The sequence below is a fragment of the Hungatella sp. L36 genome, from assembly GCF_014288035.1.
The window spans coordinates 1-17,870 of sequence record NZ_JACOPC010000023.1; the positions used below are offsets into that span (position 1 = coordinate 1).

A 17,870-nucleotide genomic window follows, 5' to 3' on the forward strand; every position below is an offset into this window, starting at 1 on the left:
ACAAAAAACTACATAATCAACGTCGTGGCGAATCACTACATTCGCTCTTTTGTTATGTGATTTTTTATTTCAAGTCCATTATACACTATCTTGGCCGATTTGCGAAGTTTCCTAGAAAGTAAAAAAGACAGCATCTGGTACTGTCTCAGGTACAAAATTCCTATTTTCTTTTAATAATTCTTGTGATAATCCCCTCTGCCACTTCCCGCTCATCGTTAATTCTGGTTACCAGAAAGCCGACCTCATCTCCCTGCCCCGGAAGGCTGGCTGTATTACAGGAATGTGCCACCGCATTGACCCTGCAGTCCAGTTGGATAAAATAGGTGCCCTTAAATACATCTGTTATTTTTCCTACATATTTTCCCTGGCGGCGCAGGCGCATTAAATTTTCCTTGTTGACATTGGTCTTTGCCTCTTTGGCACTTACCTCTACCTTCAGATTCTCAATCGAATCTCCGGATATCTTCTTCATCATCACGCTGACAACATCCCCGATGGAGAATTTCTCATTGGCATCTGCCATCCATTCCCAGGACATATCCCTCGCTTTTAAGGAGCATTCCACGCCAAAGACCTCTAACCGGACCGCTTTCTGTGCCACGGCAATAACTCGCGCTTCCACAACACGGCCAGGCACAATCATAGGGGGGCCCTCCTGTTGTCCCAGGTAAAACTGCTGGCGTTTACGAAGCATTGCCTCTTTTCTGGACGCAACCACGCTCCTTGACTTTTCCTCCATCTCCCGGATTATAAAATCCAGTTCTGCGCCCAGCATGTTGTTAGCAAGACGGGTCTGGCGGTTTAACGTATTGGAATTTTCTCTTCCGTCTCCCTCCAAGTTAATCATCATTTCTTCCATGGGGATTAATACACGGTAATCTTTATAGTAGACGACTGCTACTACCCATCCGCCATCCAGGCGCTCGATACCACTTAATCCTCCAGACAGGATTTTCTTTGTGCGGTAGGCATTCACCATCTCATGCCAGGTTATATCCCCGCTCTCCTGCCTTGCCGCTGCTCCGGAAGCATCTACGGTAAGGATTCCCATTGGCTGGACATGTACACGCTTTTCCCTCTCCTGCACCTCCTCTGCCAGACGACCTTCACTGTCTTCCCTCATGCATATACCACCTTTCTTGTTTTTTGAGTCAGAAAAAGCAGCCGGCGAACCAGCTGCTTTCTCTATCCAGATTTTCAAATCCGATGATATCATTATAAAAGATTGAAAATCGCATGTCAATTCATGTCAGGACGCAAATCAGTCTCTTTTTGGTCCTTTTTCGGTGACATCAATCAAAAACTTATCAATGCAGTTTAGAAAGGGTTTGGACAGTTCCTGATATAAATCCTCCTGTCCCTCCAACGTCAGATGGACAATATTTACATTTCTTGTAATCATTCGCATTTAAATGCAGCATTCTATCATCCCTTCCTCCTTGTTATCATTCCCAGTTACTACCTTTATTTATATGTTCTGCTGAATACGGCTCCAACTCGCATACAACTCGTGCTATTCATACATACTATTCCAGACACTTTCTTTTTTAATTCATTGTTTTATTTATCATATGACTTCACATTCTTTTCACTTTTTATGATATACTTCATAAACAGAAACATGTGAAACAAACCATTTTCATATTCTTAAAATTCAGTCAATATTAACCCGGAGGATATTAATATGAAATCAATTTTTGAGTCTGCAAAACAGCTAACCCCAGAACTTATATCAATCAGAAGAACATTACATCAATATCCTGAAATAGGTTCTATCTTACCACGAACCCAATCATTTGTTTTTAGTAAATTGGAAGAGTATGGATATTGTCCTCAGAAAATATGCGAAAGTGCTGTTATTGCCACTATATCTGGTAAGCAGCCCGGCAAAACAATCCTTCTTCGCGCTGATATGGATGCTCTTCCGATTAAAGAAGCTGCTCCCGTTCCATTTGCCTCTGAAAATGGCTATATGCATGCATGTGGACACGATATGCACACAACTATGCTTCTGGGCGCAGCTAAATTATTAAAACAATACCAGCAGGATCTGGTTGGAACCGTCAAACTGATATTTCAACCTGACGAAGAGGGATTCACCGGAGCAAAGGCATTGCTTAAGGCCGGTGTTTTGGAAAATCCCCATGTAGATGCAGGCATTGCTTTCCATGTTGTTTCCGGCATTCCATCTGGAACAGTTATGTGTGGTTCAGGCACCTGCATGGCTGGGTGTACTTTATTTCAGATCCATATAAAAGGTACTGGCTGCCATGGTGCAATGCCGGAAACCGGAGTTGACCCCATCAATATTGCGGCCCATGTTTATCTGTCTCTCCAGGAAATCATTGCAAGAGAAATTGCTCCCACCCAACCTGCCGCACTTACCGTTGGCAGGTTTTCTGCCGGCGAAGCTCCAAATATCATCCCTGAAGATGTGATTCTGGAGGGAACCATCCGTGCAATGGATTGCAAGATATCCAAATATATCTTTGACAGAATTGAAGAAATCTCCATTCAGACAGCTTCTCTCTTTCGCGGACAAGCTTGTGTGAAAGAAATTGCTTCCGCACCACCGCTGCAAAATGACAGTGAAATGGTCAAGGAGCTTGCCAGCTACATGAAGGAATGCTATGAGCCTTATAAAATAGAATTGTTTACACAAGGCGGTATGGGGTCAGAGGATTTCGCCTCTTATACTTATGAGCGGCCATGCTGCTATATGTTAATAGGCGCCGGAACCCCAGAGGAAAATCCGCTATTCGGCAAACCGATGCATAATGACCACGTTGTATTTAATGAGGAGATTCTTTCCCTAGGCAGTGCACTTTACGCATCAAATGCCATAAACTGGCTGCGAAACCATAGCCAATAACTTTTTCTTTGTTTACTGAATATACTAATAAAAAAGGTTATTCATATGCGTACAAAACGATATACCGTTGTCATTGCGGGACTAATACCGGAAATTGCCACTCAGAACATCCTGGTTAAGATTTGGGGAAAGGCCGCCAAAAAAGTATACGCGAGTACAGGCATATATGTAAATGCATGGTTAAGCGAATCTTATTTCCTTTGTGGGGATAAACGAGGACCTGATTTGGATGGTTTGACCGCTAACTTTATAATTATATGGAATCCTGTCGAAGTGGAAAGTTATGAAAAATTCCATGAAGCGTTCACACAGGTTGTAAACGGTGTAAGGGACATATTGGGCAATCCATATGTGTGGATTACGATAGATGACATAGAGTTCTACTATTTTGTAAAATGCTGAAAGCTAGGAGCCGCCTTTGGGCGGCTTTCCTAGTCCCCAAAGCGCTGACTCATTAAGTTGTCTGCCGATTCAGACAGGCGTCCTGTTTGTATTGCACGTAAAATGAGCGTGTAAAGCTAAGTTTTAGAGGCACAAAGATAATTCTTCTTAGTGCTTGTCTAGTCTTTATTATGGTCCTGACTCCCCCTATTGCTATTAAGCTGCTTAAGGGACAAGTATCAGATACCCTTGAAATAAATGTAGCAGCATACATAAAGATAATTGCTATTAAAGGAAAAGGGAATACCCCTGCCTCTGCATGCTGTATTCCCTTACTCTCTGTCTCCTTAAAGACTCATAGTTACTGGTCCTCCTGTCGTTAACTGCGGATTAAGAAGGAAATTCAGTCTTATTTTTGCTCGTTTTCAGTCCCCTCAATAGAAAACTGTTCAATACAGGATACAAAGGTCTTAGAAAGTTCCTGATATAAGTCCTCTGAAAATATTCCTTTGATTCTGGACCTGCTTAACACCATGGGACGGTACATCAAAAACAGTTCCTCCCTTGCCCCCTTGTCTCCCTGCTTAGCCTTCATTAACAGTTCTTTAAAATTCATTGCGTATTTTCCATCCTTTCCTCATTTTTTTCTTCGCATAGTTGAAAACAGAGGCGGCCTTTTTATAGTCCATGCCCAAATGCCTGCCGATTTCTTGATATGTCAGCTGTCTAAAAACCTTCATAAACACTACAAGAATTTCCATATCTGTCAGAGCATCAAGCGCCGTTTCTCCTGACTCACCAATCTGGCTTTCCATATACTGACGAACTTCATCCGGTATCAGTGGAATCTGCTCCGTTTCTTCCCATAAAAATGGCTTACTGTCCGTTATATCACACAACGGTTCTGGAAGCAGCTTCTCTAACGGGCTTTCATGATTGCTTATTTTTATTTCACGGCATATGTAATCTCTCTTGGCACGTTTTAAAGCTGCTAATACATACCCCGTAAAACGGTATCTGATATTATCTTTCTTTTTCACTTTCATAGTCCCTCCGAATGTAGAATTATCTCTTTTCAGAAAGACTATGGTGGGCCACGGACCTTTGTCCTATATATTCCCCTGCTCATGAGGGTGTATACTGTTATTTTGAAAACAAAAGAGGAACAGCTTTGTACTGTTCCCCTTAAAAAGAATTGTTGATATTGGCTTTTTGCTATATCGCATTCTTTAAGTCTTTGGCTCTTTGCTACTCTTCCTTTCTCTAAGTTATATACCTTTATATTTAGGGATAATAGTTTATGTTTAATTTCCGGTTCTATATTAACTTAATAAAATAATGTCCATCATCCATAAAGAGGTAATGTACTTGAAGAGTCCAGACCATCAGCTAATTTATTGGTTTTTGATACGCTGCTTTTTCTACAACACCCGTAAGAAATACCGACAATTCTTAATTAATAGCATAGGCAAAGCCTACAAATCAATCCATAGAGGGATAGCAGTTGGTTTTGTCTCTCAAAGCCTTTCATAACGCCTCCAAAAACAGATTACCAGCCCGCTCTTTGATAAGCCAATTTTAGATAATCATCATAACATTTGAACTGCACACACGGTCTCATAATTCGCTCAGGCTTAATAAATTATCCTAATAGTCATCTGCTCACATTTTTTTAGTCAGTATACTATAGGATTTTCAACGAGGCTCTATCTGTTCAAATTCTCAAAGGAAATGAGACTCAAAGGAACTCCAGTACTCTATTATAATTCTCCTCCTCCCTAAGGACAGAATAGTTTCCACACAACAAAGCACCTGACTACCAGCAGCTAGAATCTTATCCTATCTAAAGTTACATTAGCCATGACTGATAGGATGTTCGCGGCTCTTGCAATTGGTAAACCGCCTCCACATTTAAGTCCGCATTTTCCGAGAATTGAATAGAACATTGTTAGTTCCACCACTTTCTGGACTGGCTTCTGATTTTTCGCTTCGAGATGATGATACCCAGAAGTTAACCTTCTCCTACATCAGGGTACCCAAGTGAACACATAGCTTACAGTAACTTTAACAGTTCTGTATGGATAAATCCATTTGTTCCCACCACACTGCTCCCCTTTTTCGGTTCAAGCGGTTTTCCTGTAAAATCAGTTACCTTGCCTCCTGCTTCCTGAATCATCAGCATGCCGGCTGCATAGTCCCAGGGATTTAGATATATCTCGAAATAGCCTCCCTGTCTGCCGCAGGCGGTATATGCCAGTTCCAGAGCGGCAGAGCCAATCCTGCGGACATCCTGGCACTGACCGAACACCCTGCGGAACCGGGCAAAATTTTCATCGGCCACTTCTCTTTTTGCTGTTCCCAGCCCAATCATTGTGTCGGATAGTTTTTCTGCATTTGATACATGTATGGGCTGCCCATTTAGAAAGCTGCCCTTTCCCTTAATTGCAGAAAACACTTCATCGCGGAAGGGATCGTATATAATTCCCATAATAATATCCCCCTGGCGGCAAAGGGCTAAAGATACAACGCTGTGCTGATAGTCGTGCATAAGGTTTGTCGTCCCGTCAACAGGGTCTAAAATCCAAAAGCTATCCGCTTTTATTTCCTGCAATCCGGTTTCTTCTCCAAGGAATTGAATATCCGGCGCAAGGGCAAACAGTTCCTTTTTTAAGAAATTCTGTACGGCAATATCTACCTGCGTTACATAATCTGCAAGACCTTTCTCTTTTACATGAGCGGCCATTTCACGGTTTTTAATTAGCCCTTGCGTTTTTGTTACTAAACTGATAATTTTCTGAATATCCATATGCGTTTCCTCCATAGGCATCAAATACCTGGTTGCAAAATAGAGATTTGCAAACCATGCTTATTAATTTAAAGGGTTAAGAAAATAAGGTTTGAAAGAACACGACAAACATGAATTGACAAAGCTTAACATTATACCTTGAGAACCAGCCGAACTAGGCCAATAATTAGCAAATGAATCGGATAAAAGGCATAGAATAACCAACGTGGAACCTTCAGGTTTGTATGGGTACAGGGGAAGATAAACAAAGCGGCAAAGGCCATTGCAAAAGTCCAATCAAATGTAAGACCACCCAAGGTGAGATTCCGAAAATCACCGGGGCGGGCGAAAAGCGCTGGCAGAACTGTAAACAGCAGATAGAACATGGCCCCTACTACCGGATTGTTGCGGCAAAGATAGAACACCAGCATCAAAAAAATTCCGTTGCTGGAGTAGTCGAAGTTCCACCATGAAATCACAAAAAAGGTCAGTGCGAACAGCCACCATTTGCGTTCTTTCCATCCATACATCGCCAAAAGGCTTAGAAACAAAGTAAAGAAGATATTCCAGTTAGTAAACTGCGACCAAAAGTCATACGGATGAAAGGCAAAGATATAACAGGGTTGAGAAATCAGTGCAAATATTCCCAAACGGAATAAATATTTCTTGATATCATGAGTATATAGCAGGCCCACTGTCATGCAATAACAGAAAATCGGAAACGCCAGCCGTCCGATCCAACGCAGCACCCTTACCTCCGGGAAAAAGACGCTGCCGATGTGGTCGATGAGCATTGAAACAATGGCGATTAGTTTGAGAAAATCAGTATCCAGATTCGTTTGCAGTCGGGCCTTATTATCTGAAAACGTGGGTGGGGTAAGCAATAGCTCCTTCACCCGCATTAAATTTTGTGTTGTTTTCATATGGTTTCTGTCCTTTTGTTTTCATATTCATTGCAGATAAATCAATTCAAATTTTTCAGTTCAACAAACTGGAAGTTATTATTCTGACAAATTACTTTCTCCACTCCACTACATCATCAATCTTCTTGCGTGGCCTTTCTTTAGGAAATTCATTTGGATATGCAAAACTGGTGTAGTGGTTAAATAACGATCACACCGAAGAATAGCGTTATAAAATGGTATCGTCCTGTCTAACATTTAATTTTACTCTCCTCAAAATTTCAATTTATTTATATGCCCGCTGCACATTAGCTATTTAGAAGTTTTGTTAAATCCTCAATGGATACGTCCATTTTTGCAGAGACTTCTTCCATAGTCATTCCAGAAGCAAGGAACCGCTTTACTACCATCTGCATATCCTCTCCAACCTCTATGAGATGCTCGTCCAAATCGTAGAACCGGATTACACGTTGTCCCCAGCTATGCTCAATGACTTCTCCCAAATATTCGATGTCCGAGTATGCTTTCAGCTTATTCAGGAAACCATCAAAATCCTGTTCCTCAAAGACGATCTCCGCATTGTTGGATTTCTTCAGTACCTTTTCCTTTGGTATACTTACCAGCCAGTCAAAATCCTGCTGTAATGCCAGACCGCAGGTAAAAGCGATATTCCTTCCGTAATCCTGATAGACTTCTACCCCGAACAGTTCCTCATAAAACTTTCTTGCGGCGCTGATGTCCGCTACCGATATTACTGTACATACATACTTCATATAAACGCTCCTCAATCTATAGCTGTTCTTTATTTCTGATAAAGCCTTTTGTATAGCACGCAACTAAATAAAATTATACTGCTTCCTTCTCTTTATAACCATACTGCCCAATCTCCATAGTCAAATGTACCGCTGCCGTGATGTAATTTACCATCTTCCCGTAACTGCCTGAACGCATTTCTCATTCTAATTAAAATCTCCGGCTGAATATCCAAACTATGATGCGCAGGAAAAACCTTTTTGACCGGAAGCTCCGAAATCTTTTCAAGAGAAGCAAGGTATGCGTCCGGGTCTGTTGACGGATAATAGGCAAATAAAGTGTCCTTGTAAACCAGGTCTCCGGTAAACAGATAACCTCTGTCTGATTCCCAGAAACACATATGCCCCGGAGCATGGCCCGGTGTATGCAATACCTGTATATTCCGTCCACCTAATTCAATGTTCTCTCCATCCTCCAGTACCTTTGTTGGCGTTCCCTGGAAAAACTCATAAAAGCCTGTATCGTAACCGTCTGGTAAATCGCAGCGGTCTGCCACCATCTCTCTGATTGTTTCTATTGTCAGAGGAAACTCACCGTTCAGCCAGCTCAATTCTTCCGCATGGGCATAAAAGTCCGGAAAAAACTTATGACCCCCAATATGATCCCAATGAATATGGGTGGCAACGGCCGTAACAGGCTTATTTGTCAGCTTCATTACTTCATCATAAATATTGCAGATTCCCAGACCCGTATCAATCAATAAGCTGCGGCTGGATCCATTTAACAGATAGCAATGCGTCTCCTCCCAATGCCGGTATTCGCTGATAATATATGTATCTTCATCAATCTGATCAATCGTGAACCATTTATCCATTTGCAAGCATACCTCCATAATTAATATCTGATTCCCTTTGCAGAACATCACTTATTTTTCTGCCAAAGGGCGTTTATTACTTTCACTCATTAATATTATTTACTCTTTTTCCGTCTCTTCCTCTACAGGGCGCCACGCCTCTCCAAATTTTATATCCCTGAATAGCGCGGCAAGACCTGTAATCTGCTTGAGACGCAAAATTTCATCTCTATCCATTCCCAAATGCTTTGAGATCCAGGCGTCTGATCGCCCAAACTCATGAAGTTCCTTTACGATGTTGCTCATCAGATCCACATCGTGAGTGCCTCGTGCCCTGTTATGGCGAACGGTGCTGGCCATACGTTTATCAATCGGTTTCTCAATGACAGAAACCGGCAGCAATCCCTGTTCTCTCTCGTAGATATCCGGATGATCCATCATCACCTGATACCGGTGGAAGCCGTCCACAATCAGATAAATATCCTGCGATTTTACATAATAGCATACGACCGGCATCGTATATCCGTCTTCTTTGATGCTCTCATAAAGCAGCCTCATTTCCGGCGGAGCAACCTTATTTGGATTGTAGTTATTGGGCCGTACCTTCTCTATTGGAACAGCTATCACATTATAAACTGGGCTTTTATACTTCATAATCGAATTCCTCTATACTTTTGTATTTACGGCGTATCATATCCAACCGTTTCTGTTGCTGCCGTGTCATCCCAAATCCCATGAAGCGGCAGATATGGTCATTTTTCAAAATGCAGTAACACATCCGCTTCCAACTGGGGATATCCTTTGTGGATTTGATATCGTCCGTGTGATCCGGTATGGGTCCCACAAATACAATCCGTGATTTTTGGTTCAATGTATAATTGGAAACACCGTTTCGTCTAATTTGATACCCCTTCTCCTGAAGCTCCTGAATTACAGACTCGTCCAACCCACCGCCTGTCCCATGCCAGAACTGGATAGAGGTATTGAATTTCTTAGCGTAGTTATTCCGCAGCCTTTTGGGCAGTGTATCCAATAAAAACTTCGTATAAGATTTCCATGTATGCCCCTCTGGCAAAGTAATATTCCGGTAGCCCATCGCTTTGCTCTTTCCATAAATGGAAGCGAAATTTGCGCCTTGTACACGCCCTACAAGCTTGCACCAAATCTCCGGGTCTATGACGCGGTATAGATTCAGGGCATCCTTCGCATAGTCATTAAACGGGGAGGCCACACGCATCTGCGAGGGCTTCAGTCCAGCCATATAATAGAGATCATACAGGCGGTTATAGTCATAACCAAATAAATAGGTGGCGTGCCATACATCATCCGTAGACCAGTCGTATAAAGGGGAGGCACACCAGACATCTTTAAACTGTTTGCTGATCCAGCAGGTATCCTTATAGCCATATTTTTTATTCAAAAACCCGCTGTACCGCTGTAAAGATTCATCTGCCCGATTTCCAAGCAGGCATACTGTTTTTCCGCCGTCATGGGCGTCCCGGTACCAGCGCCCGAATTGTTTTGCCAAATCTTCCTGGTGCATCCGGTAACGATATGTAGTCATTCTATTATTTTCCAGATTGATGACATATTCTTTTTGTGGCATCTCCCGGACCCAGAGTTCCTTCTTCGTATCATCCCATGGATACCAGTACATCTCATAGCTGCTTAATGCGGTTCTGGTGGCCATGGGCAAGCAGACCCAATAAAGCTCAACCTGATCCTGAATCCGTTCAAAGGTGCGTTCCACATACTCAGTCGTCACCGTATACTGTGCCTCAAAGTCCTGATGAAACACGCCAATGGCCCTTTCCGGATAATGCTGATTCCGATAATCCAGAACCAGATTGAGCAGCAAACCGCTGTCCTTGCCTCCGGAAAAAGAGACATAGATATGATCAAACTCCTCAAAGAGAAAATGCATCCGCGCTAAAAACGCATCATAAACATTCATATGCAGATACTCTCTTACCAAAAATACACCTCTCTTCTTCTGTCCTTTCCAAGAACCGGATACATTTCGATGAACTCACTTCGATTCTCAATTCCTCACTATCCATTAATGAACGATGTCTGTATCCAAATTCTCACTTTTTCTTTCGCAGTTTCAAGTCAATATTATTCTTTTCTGCTTCCGCCTTCAGCAACCAAGCAGTAAAAGCGCTTTTTCTTTGAGCGTCAGGTTTTCCAAATCGGATCTGTTCTCAATTTTTCCAAGTACCGCTCTCAGTTCATGAATCTTCAGAAGGTTTACTGCAACACAAAATAAGGTCTTTTTACGGCCATCATTATATCCTGCAAGAAGAGTGCCCAGTATTTCTACCTTTTCTTCCTGCTCTGCATTGTAAGCTTCAATCCCAATCTGCCGGGCCTTCTCTAAATCGCTCTTCTGGTTTCGATGTGAAATAAAAGAATCAAATTTGTCTATCTTCTCGTATTTTTCGCAGGGGTATTCATTGCATTGAAAGCAATACTCTATCCCATTATGTTCCATACTGCACCTTGCTATTTTACATGAGTGATTTTCCTCACCACAACCGAGACAATTTTTATTCAAATACATAGGGCAAAGCCCACAATTCAATCCACAGAGAGAAAATAATTTATTTTGTCGATGGAATCCTTTCATGCTGCCTCCCTAAACGGTTTACACACCTGTGTTTCCCTCTTTCCTTGTTTTTTATCATTGTAACATCTCCTGTGCTGCCAGGCAATTCCCTATAAAGAGAAATTACCTAATACAGACTGAATAAACGGCTGGGAAAAAAACATTACTACGCCAACCGTTACATATAAAAGATATAACTCACGTTCCTTGCAGCCAAGCCAGTTTAATTGTGGAAACCGATTAATAATCAATTTTCCTATTAAATATCCTATCATTGTACCTGCCACATTCGTTATCACATCATTTATATCGGTTGCGCGAAAGGTAAATATCTGCAGTATTTCAATACCCAGTGATGTCATCAGGCCCAAGCCCACTGTTTTCATCATACTTCTGTATTCGGGCCATAAGCATGGAACAAATATACCTAATGGGATAAAAAGCAAAACATTCAGATAGCTGTTCGTTATATCGGTCAACATCCCACGCAGAGGAATAAAGTTATGAGATAAAACGATTCTCATCCCTGCTATATTGGGAAATCCCACTAAAAAGCATATTGCAGCCAGATATAATGAAAAAAGTATATAGGCTGCCGTCTTTTTTATGTTATGAAATATAAATATATGATATAAAAAAAGAATCGGTATCAGTATCGCTGATGCAGCCGCAGTTTCTATCCCTGTTGAATATATTCTATACATAAACATCTCCATATGCACATCCTGTCTCTGTATTAAATAGAAGTATCTTTTCCGGCTTTAGCCGAATATATACCTCCTGCCCGGCCCGGCCTGAGAAATCCGCGCCTGTTACCATCGTCATATCCGGTATATCAGCCCCGGTGAGGAAAACTGCCGCTTCACGCCCGGTATTTTCTAAAATGCTGATTTTCATCCGCACTGCATGAGGATCGTCCGGTGCCGCCGGCACAATGTGTTCGGGACGGATACCTGCCTTAATGGGCCCCTGCAGTCCTCTTGCGTCCAGACCGCTTTTACCCATCGGAATACGGGCATTTCCCAGGGTCAGATAATGTTGTCCGTTATTTGAAATAAGCTCTGTGTCCCACACATTCATATTGGGTGAGCCTATGAACCCAGCAACAAACAGATTCGCCGGATTTCTATATATTTCCTGCGGTGTTCCAAATTGCTGTAAAACACCGCCGCTTATTACGGCGATGCGCGTCCCCATCGTCATTGCCTCCGTCTGATCATGGGTGACATATATGGTTGTTACCCCCAGCTCCCGTTGGAGCGTTATAATCTCCCGGCGCATTTCTGTGCGGAGCTTCGCATCGAGATTGGCTAACGGCTCATCCATGAGAAACAGTCCGGGTTTTCTTATCATGGCCCGCGCAAGGGCAACACGCTGGCGCTGGCCGCCGGACAAGGCCCCCGGTTTCCTTTCAAGCAGAGCATCCAGCTCCAGCTTTTGCGCCACTTCTGCTACCCTTTTCTCCCTTTCCGTTTTGCCGATATGCTGCATTTTAAGGGGAAAAGCAATATTATCTTTTACTTTCATATTGGGATAAAGGGCGTAATTTTGGAATACCATGGCAATATCGCGGTTCTTTGGCGGAACCTTGTTCACAATCCTGCCATCCATAACGACCTCGCCGCTGCTTATACTCTCAAGTCCTGCAATCATGCGCAGCAGCGTTGTCTTTCCGCAGCCGGAAGGGCCTACAAATACAATAAATTCCCCTCTCTTTATTTCCATATCCATATCCTTAACAGCATGAACATCTCCAGGATACCATTTATTCACCTTGCTTATCTGCAGATCGCCTGCAAAATTCCTGTTTTCCATAAATTAATCCCCTGTGTTAATCTTTCATTCCGGAAGATATAATGCCCTGCTCCAGATATTTCTGACCGAACAGGAATATCAAAAGAGGAGGCATCAGTGTAATCAGTGACGCGATTAATGATACCCCGGCATTATCCGCTGTGATGTTTGACATATATAATGACAGCGGCCAAAGCGCCTGGGTTTTTAAAAATGCCTGAGGCGCCTCTATTGCGTTCCAGTATTCCAAAAAACCTAATACCACAGCCGACAGGATTCCCGGCGCGCCAAGCGGAAGCCCAAATCGTAAAAATGTCTGAAATGAGGAAGCCCCATCCACGGCTGCCGCCTCCATGACCGCCTCCGGTATGTCCATAAAAAAACGTGTCATTATGAATACCGGAAGCGTTGATACCGCACCAGGCAGAATGACCGCCCATACGGTATCAATCAGGCCCAGCTTATTCAGGACAAGATAGCTGGAAACCATGGTCACCTGAAATGGCATCAGCATCAGGACAATATACAAAGTATAGAGTATCTTTTTTCCGCGAAAGTGAAACTTAGCAAATGCCCATGCCGCAGGTGCGCCCAAAAGGACATGACCAAGTATGATTGGAAAAACCTGCATGCAGGAATTCCAGAATACCGTAAAAAACTGGGGAGTATCCAATAATAGTTCCACATATGCCGCCACTGTCGGATAACGCGCAATTACAGGCCATACAGCCGTTCCTCCCCTGCCTTCCAGGACTGGCGCAAGATTTTCAGACAGCTCTGCCCCTCCCATAAAGGTACCGGATATCAGCAGCCAAAGAGGCAGCCATATAAAGACCGCAATCAAAACAAGGGGCACGCCAAGAAGCCATTTTTTCATATCCTATCTCCTCTGTTCATAATTTTTTGCAGCAGTAATATTAAAATAAATACCAGAATTGCCATCATCACAGCTCCGGCACACATTTTATCCACATCCAGATTGCCGTACCAGTTATTAAATAAATGCTGAAGCATGTAAATACTGTCATCCGGATAACCTCCCGCAATCAGATAAGCCTCCCTGAACACCTTAAAGGAATTGAGCAGCGACAGCACGGTAATGGTAAATAATGTGGGCATTAGATTGGGAAGTGTAATCCTTACAAACCGCTGGAGGCTTCCTGCGCCGTCTATCTGCGCCGCCTCATATAATGCCGGATTTATGGCGCTGAGTCCTGACAGCCACAGCACCATATCATATCCGAAATTCTTCCACAGATAAGCAAACACCAACACACCAAAGGCTGCCTTACTTCCAATCCAGTCAACCGGAACCATACCCCAAAGTGCAAGGAATGCATTGAGAAGTCCATTTTTATGAAAAATCACCCGCCACAAAAGAACAATCGAAGCAACGGGAATCGCCATGGGCACAAGAAACGAGGTCTTGAAAATGCTGCGCTTTTCCCTGAAGGAGGTCAGCATCAAAGAAACAGCCAGGGAAAAGAGTAACAGAAGCGGTATGCAGACTAAGATAAATCTTGCTGTATTGGCTGCCGCCAGCTTAAACGCATGGTTTTTCAGTACTGCCAGATAATTTTGAAATCCCACAAACCGGTCACTGGCAGCCAGGAAAAAGGAACGGCGCAGAGCGTCCAGCATAGGAATCAGCACCATAATACTTACGAACAGCAGGCTCGGCAGCAAAAACAGCCATGGTACCATTTGTTCCCGGATCGGAACACTGTATTCACGTTTTTTCCTCATCCAAAATCCTCCCTTCACGAACATCGGCGGCAAGCGTTTCTTTCAGACAGTAAAAGAGAAAATCCACACATATCCAAAGACATGGCAGAAGATACATTGCTTTACAAAAGGTCATATTGTGAGCAGAGGCTATCTTGAATGAAATCAGGCAAAGTGTCAGCGTATATGCCGCACAATAGACAATCATTCTTTTGTAAGAGCGTATGGATACCAGCATTGCTGCGGCGGCCGTAAAGGCAGAGGCACACATAGAAAGCAGCACTGCCATAAATGACGAGATCCAAAGCTCCATATCCCGGAAGGCAGGTCCGGCCGCCATCCAGGAGACCATATTTTTCCCCTGCTCCTTAAACAGATTTCCCCAGAACTCAAAATCAGACCACCTTGTGGGGATAAACTCGGAAGGAAACTCAGGCAGGTCTATACAAAACCATAATACGGCGCTTATACCGAAAGCGATTAAAAGATAAAGAGCCAGCAGAAGGGGATAATGGCATAGCCTTTTTCCATGCCCGATCACGCGTCCAAGGATACCAATTGCCAGAATGACCGCAGGAAGCCGGAATATCATGTCAAGTACCCATGCAAATAATGTCAGGTCAAGAATCCGTCCCTCCGGAAAACCTGCCGATGAGAGATACTGACTTGCCCTCTCCCCTGCTCCCGGACCTGTAAATGTCAGCTGCATATTGGATAAGAGTTTTTCCGATTCCGCCTGTGCCTGTAAGAACAGCCTGGGTTCTTCCTCCTCAAATATGCCGCGGACATAGAACTGCTTTCCTTCCACCTTTACCGGCATCCCAATCACATTGGTACTGCCCCACAGGGAGAATGCCAAACCGGTACTGACGGCACATCCAGACGCATCCGATCTGGCCGGATACGCACCGGCAGCCATCATGGAGGAGACAATATCCCCGCAGTCTCCAAAGGCGGCAGCTATATCTGCCTTTATTTTCTTTTTATCTGAAGCCATTATCTCCTGTTCCGGGTATGTCTCCCATAAGGTGACCTCCGGCTGGTTTCCTGCTCCATCCTGCCTTGCATACGTCTGCTGCCTGATAAGCTCTGAGGGGCTGACACCGCCCTTTTCCCATTTAATGCTCACACTTGTACAGTGACCGATGGCCGTACTATAGAAAGAACAGGCGAAACACCAAAGAACCGCTGCCAGTAATGCTGATATTGTCAACGCCCGGTAATGGGCAAACCTGTCAATTTTCAATGCGGACTCTGTCTCCTTCCGATATGATCTTATTCGAGCTTATGACTACCTGATCCGAATACGTAAGCGCGCCATCAACATACATCATCTGACTGTCTCTTTCCTTTACTGTTATATCTACCCTTGCAATGACCCATTCTGTTCCCAGTACGGAGCTTTGTCTGCGGAGTACGAAAACGTGATCCCCGCCGGAATCACTTCTGAGTGCGGTAAGAGGCAGACAATTTTGATACGTCTCGCTCTTTCTGCTCAGAAAAAGCTGTGCCGGCATACCGGAAGAATAACTTCCCTCCGGCAGAGCCGCAGTTACTAAAACCTGGTCCGACTCGTCGGGCGTGCTGATAGACTGAATCTCCACATCTGTTCTTTGTGAGCTTCCATCCAATTTGTAATAAAGCTCTCCCTTGTCCCCGGCTGAAAAGCGGCGCGCTGAATCTTTATCCAGTTTTCCTTCAAAAACAAATCCTCTGTCAGCAGAGGAAAGTATGACTGCATCTTCCCCCTCCTTTGTTTGATCCCCACGTTCCAGCGTCCTTACCACGGTTCCAGGGGCCGGAGCCAAAAGGCAGCCCCCATTATCCAAAATTTCCTGCAATGCAGCACGCGATTTTTCCTTATCTGACCGCTCTGATTCATTGGTAAGCCTGTCAATCTCCTCTTCCTTCTGCAATAGATCAGACTGTCTCCGGGCATCTTCCAATGCTGCCTCCGCGGTCTCAACTGCCCTTCCCGCCGCATAAAGTTCTTCCTCCTCAGAATATTGGTTATCCTCAGACTCACGCCGGGCACGGTTTAACGCTTCTCTTGCAGCATCAATGGCAGCCTGGGCCTCACTGACTGCGGACTCACCTGAAAAATCTTTTCCTTCCCTGACTGCTTCCAGCACTGTTTCTGCTTTATAAAGAGCATCTTTGGCTTTTTCAATTTTACGTTTCCAGCGACTCTTGATGGAGTCCCGGTTATCGTCTGCCCTGTCATAGGACGATGAGGTATAGTCTGCTTTTGAAAGCTCCTTTTTTGCCTGGTTAAATGCCTTTTGCGCAATGGAAAGTTCTTCTTCCGCAGCCTTCAGCTCCTCCGTATAATCCGTGGCATCGTCCGGCTGCTTCCCTGAAATTGCTTCCTTTATTTCGCTGACTCTCTGGTTTGCCTTATTAAGTTCCTCTTTCGCCTGCTCATACGTTTCTAATGCCTGCTGATAACTATCCTCTGCATCATCAAGATTTTCTGATTCCTCATCCAGTGCCTGTTCCGCGGCACGGATGGCGTCCTCCGCATCCTCCCTTACGTTTTCCAGGTTTTCCCTAGCTTCTTTCACAAGCTCTTCTGCCTTCTTAATAAGATTTTTTTCCGCATCTTCCAGTGTTTCTTCGAGTTTTGCATAATCTTCTTTTAATCGTATATCTGTCCTGGCATACTTCGCAGCAATGCGCTCATACGCCTTTTGGGCATCTGCAAGCTTACGCTGTGCCTCAATCACATCATTGCCGCCATTGTCTGCTGAAAGATCGATTCTCAGGTTAAGGATATGGATTTCTTCTTCCAGCTTCTTAATCTGTTCTTCTACGGAAGGTTTATCAAATTCTATCAGTATTTCACCTCTGTCTACCGGTTTGCCCTCCCCTGCATTGACGGACACGACCTTAAGGCCATCCGGAAGGCTAATCCCCTTTTCTGCTGCCGCATGGATAATCCCTTCCATTTCAGCCCTGTTCATTAACGTTTTGCTTGTCATGGAAGACACTGCAACATGGGCAGTTGTAAAAGAATGGGATGCACGGGAAATGATTGTGCATACAAACATAAATGTGAAAAATCCAATCATAAGATATACAGCCATGCGCTGTACACGTTCTTCTATAAGGGGCCTGTATTTCTTTCCGGAAATAAGCATGGCCTTTTGCTGTCTGATTTTTTCCCCAATATGTAAACGCATAGCTGTATCATCTCC

At 43.8% G+C, this 17,870-nt stretch carries 17 protein-coding genes and 1 pseudogene; 2 read left to right on the forward strand and 16 right to left on the reverse strand.

The window, feature by feature from the left end; translation table 11 throughout:
• Positions 1-160: 160 nt before the first annotated feature.
• Positions 161-1,123 carry a S1 RNA-binding domain-containing protein gene (locus H8S80_RS30910; protein WP_070102369.1) on the reverse strand — a complete coding sequence of 321 codons (963 nt, stop codon included), beginning with the start codon at positions 1,121-1,123 and terminating at the stop codon, positions 161-163.
• 561 nt (positions 1,124-1,684) lie between these two features.
• Here H8S80_RS30910 and H8S80_RS30915 point away from each other — a divergent pair.
• Positions 1,685-2,872, forward strand: a complete 1,188-nt coding sequence (locus tag H8S80_RS30915; protein WP_006774519.1) for a M20 metallopeptidase family protein — start codon at positions 1,685-1,687, stop codon at positions 2,870-2,872.
• A 45-nt stretch (positions 2,873-2,917) separates the two neighbouring features.
• Positions 2,918-3,274 (forward strand): hypothetical protein, encoded by a 357-nt coding sequence (locus H8S80_RS30920; RefSeq protein WP_006774518.1) that lies wholly within the window; start codon positions 2,918-2,920, stop codon positions 3,272-3,274.
• Between the two features lie 388 nt (positions 3,275-3,662).
• On the opposite strand, the gene H8S80_RS30925 is transcribed toward H8S80_RS30920, so the two are convergent.
• The 15 genes and pseudogenes from H8S80_RS30925 to H8S80_RS30995 all read right to left on the reverse strand — a co-directional run bounded on the left by H8S80_RS30925 (position 3,663) and on the right by H8S80_RS30995 (position 17,855).
• Entirely contained in the window at positions 3,663-3,869 is a 207-nt protein-coding gene (locus H8S80_RS30925; protein ID WP_002591395.1) for a helix-turn-helix domain-containing protein, read from the reverse strand.
• A complete protein-coding gene (locus H8S80_RS30930) occupies positions 3,859-4,299 on the reverse strand; it encodes a sigma-70 RNA polymerase sigma factor region 4 domain-containing protein (protein WP_006774517.1) in 441 nt (146 codons plus the stop codon). The genes H8S80_RS30925 and H8S80_RS30930 overlap by 11 nt, the downstream gene beginning before the upstream one ends.
• Before the next feature lie 1,007 nt (positions 4,300-5,306).
• Entirely contained in the window at positions 5,307-6,059 is a 753-nt protein-coding gene (locus tag H8S80_RS30935) for an inositol monophosphatase family protein (RefSeq protein ID WP_039891960.1), read from the reverse strand.
• A 131-nt stretch (positions 6,060-6,190) separates the two neighbouring features.
• Positions 6,191-6,961, reverse strand: coding sequence for a TraX family protein (locus tag H8S80_RS30940; RefSeq protein ID WP_006774515.1), 771 nt, complete (start codon positions 6,959-6,961; stop codon positions 6,191-6,193).
• Between the two features lie 287 nt (positions 6,962-7,248).
• Positions 7,249-7,713 (reverse strand): VOC family protein, encoded by a 465-nt coding sequence (locus H8S80_RS30945; RefSeq protein WP_006774514.1) that lies wholly within the window; start codon positions 7,711-7,713, stop codon positions 7,249-7,251.
• A 92-nt stretch (positions 7,714-7,805) separates the two neighbouring features.
• The gene (locus H8S80_RS30950; protein ID WP_039891959.1) at positions 7,806-8,567 is read right to left on the reverse strand and encodes an MBL fold metallo-hydrolase; all 762 of its coding nucleotides are present in this window, start codon (positions 8,565-8,567) and stop codon (positions 7,806-7,808) included.
• A 99-nt stretch (positions 8,568-8,666) separates the two neighbouring features.
• On the reverse strand, positions 8,667-9,200 hold the full coding sequence (locus H8S80_RS30955; RefSeq protein ID WP_002591378.1) for an IbrB-like domain-containing protein: 534 nt from the start codon (positions 9,198-9,200) through the stop codon (positions 8,667-8,669).
• The gene (locus H8S80_RS30960; protein ID WP_006774512.1) at positions 9,190-10,500 is read right to left on the reverse strand and encodes a phosphoadenosine phosphosulfate reductase; all 1,311 of its coding nucleotides are present in this window, start codon (positions 10,498-10,500) and stop codon (positions 9,190-9,192) included. Before H8S80_RS30960 ends, H8S80_RS30955 begins: the two co-directional genes overlap by 11 nt.
• A gap of 133 nt (positions 10,501-10,633) precedes the next feature.
• Positions 10,634-11,175, reverse strand: a pseudogene (locus H8S80_RS30965) (DUF3795 domain-containing protein).
• A gap of 89 nt (positions 11,176-11,264) precedes the next feature.
• Entirely contained in the window at positions 11,265-11,858 is a 594-nt protein-coding gene (locus H8S80_RS30970) for a VanZ family protein (protein WP_002591375.1), read from the reverse strand.
• Entirely contained in the window at positions 11,851-12,969 is a 1,119-nt protein-coding gene (locus H8S80_RS30975; RefSeq protein WP_117633449.1) for an ABC transporter ATP-binding protein, read from the reverse strand. The genes H8S80_RS30970 and H8S80_RS30975 overlap by 8 nt, the downstream gene beginning before the upstream one ends.
• Positions 12,970-12,985: 16 nt before the next feature.
• On the reverse strand, positions 12,986-13,825 hold the full coding sequence (locus H8S80_RS30980; RefSeq protein ID WP_117633450.1) for a carbohydrate ABC transporter permease: 840 nt from the start codon (positions 13,823-13,825) through the stop codon (positions 12,986-12,988).
• Positions 13,822-14,694 carry a carbohydrate ABC transporter permease gene (locus H8S80_RS30985; protein ID WP_117633451.1) on the reverse strand — a complete coding sequence of 291 codons (873 nt, stop codon included), beginning with the start codon at positions 14,692-14,694 and terminating at the stop codon, positions 13,822-13,824. The genes H8S80_RS30980 and H8S80_RS30985 overlap by 4 nt, the downstream gene beginning before the upstream one ends.
• Positions 14,678-15,919 carry a hypothetical protein gene (locus H8S80_RS30990; protein WP_117633452.1) on the reverse strand — a complete coding sequence of 414 codons (1,242 nt, stop codon included), beginning with the start codon at positions 15,917-15,919 and terminating at the stop codon, positions 14,678-14,680. Before H8S80_RS30990 ends, H8S80_RS30985 begins: the two co-directional genes overlap by 17 nt.
• A complete protein-coding gene (locus tag H8S80_RS30995; RefSeq protein WP_117633453.1) occupies positions 15,909-17,855 on the reverse strand; it encodes an efflux RND transporter periplasmic adaptor subunit in 1,947 nt (648 codons plus the stop codon). Before H8S80_RS30995 ends, H8S80_RS30990 begins: the two co-directional genes overlap by 11 nt.
• Positions 17,856-17,870 lie beyond the last annotated feature (15 nt).

What these genes read in the sequence shown, in the direction of transcription:
- H8S80_RS30925 (WP_002591395.1), bottom strand. Translation starts at nt 3,869, where the DNA reads ATGAATTTTAAAGAACTGTTAATGAAGGCTAAGCAGGGAGACAAGGGG.
- H8S80_RS30910 (WP_070102369.1), bottom strand. Translation starts at nt 1,123, where the DNA reads ATGAGGGAAGACAGTGAAGGTCGTCTGGCAGAGGAGGTGCAGGAGAGG.
- H8S80_RS30975 (WP_117633449.1), bottom strand. Translation starts at nt 12,969, where the DNA reads ATGGAAAACAGGAATTTTGCAGGCGATCTGCAGATAAGCAAGGTGAAT.
- H8S80_RS30995 (WP_117633453.1), bottom strand. Translation starts at nt 17,855, where the DNA reads ATGCGTTTACATATTGGGGAAAAAATCAGACAGCAAAAGGCCATGCTT.
- H8S80_RS30930 (WP_006774517.1), bottom strand. Translation starts at nt 4,299, where the DNA reads ATGAAAGTGAAAAAGAAAGATAATATCAGATACCGTTTTACGGGGTAT.
- H8S80_RS30960 (WP_006774512.1), bottom strand. Translation starts at nt 10,500, where the DNA reads ATGAATGTTTATGATGCGTTTTTAGCGCGGATGCATTTTCTCTTTGAG.
- H8S80_RS30950 (WP_039891959.1), bottom strand. Translation starts at nt 8,567, where the DNA reads ATGGATAAATGGTTCACGATTGATCAGATTGATGAAGATACATATATT.
- H8S80_RS30935 (WP_039891960.1), bottom strand. Translation starts at nt 6,059, where the DNA reads ATGGATATTCAGAAAATTATCAGTTTAGTAACAAAAACGCAAGGGCTA.
- H8S80_RS30920 (WP_006774518.1), top strand. Translation starts at nt 2,918, where the DNA reads ATGCGTACAAAACGATATACCGTTGTCATTGCGGGACTAATACCGGAA.
- H8S80_RS30915 (WP_006774519.1), top strand. Translation starts at nt 1,685, where the DNA reads ATGAAATCAATTTTTGAGTCTGCAAAACAGCTAACCCCAGAACTTATA.
- H8S80_RS30970 (WP_002591375.1), bottom strand. Translation starts at nt 11,858, where the DNA reads ATGTATAGAATATATTCAACAGGGATAGAAACTGCGGCTGCATCAGCG.
- H8S80_RS30940 (WP_006774515.1), bottom strand. Translation starts at nt 6,961, where the DNA reads ATGAAAACAACACAAAATTTAATGCGGGTGAAGGAGCTATTGCTTACC.
- H8S80_RS30985 (WP_117633451.1), bottom strand. Translation starts at nt 14,694, where the DNA reads ATGAGGAAAAAACGTGAATACAGTGTTCCGATCCGGGAACAAATGGTA.
- H8S80_RS30980 (WP_117633450.1), bottom strand. Translation starts at nt 13,825, where the DNA reads ATGAAAAAATGGCTTCTTGGCGTGCCCCTTGTTTTGATTGCGGTCTTT.
- H8S80_RS30955 (WP_002591378.1), bottom strand. Translation starts at nt 9,200, where the DNA reads ATGAAGTATAAAAGCCCAGTTTATAATGTGATAGCTGTTCCAATAGAG.
- H8S80_RS30945 (WP_006774514.1), bottom strand. Translation starts at nt 7,713, where the DNA reads ATGAAGTATGTATGTACAGTAATATCGGTAGCGGACATCAGCGCCGCA.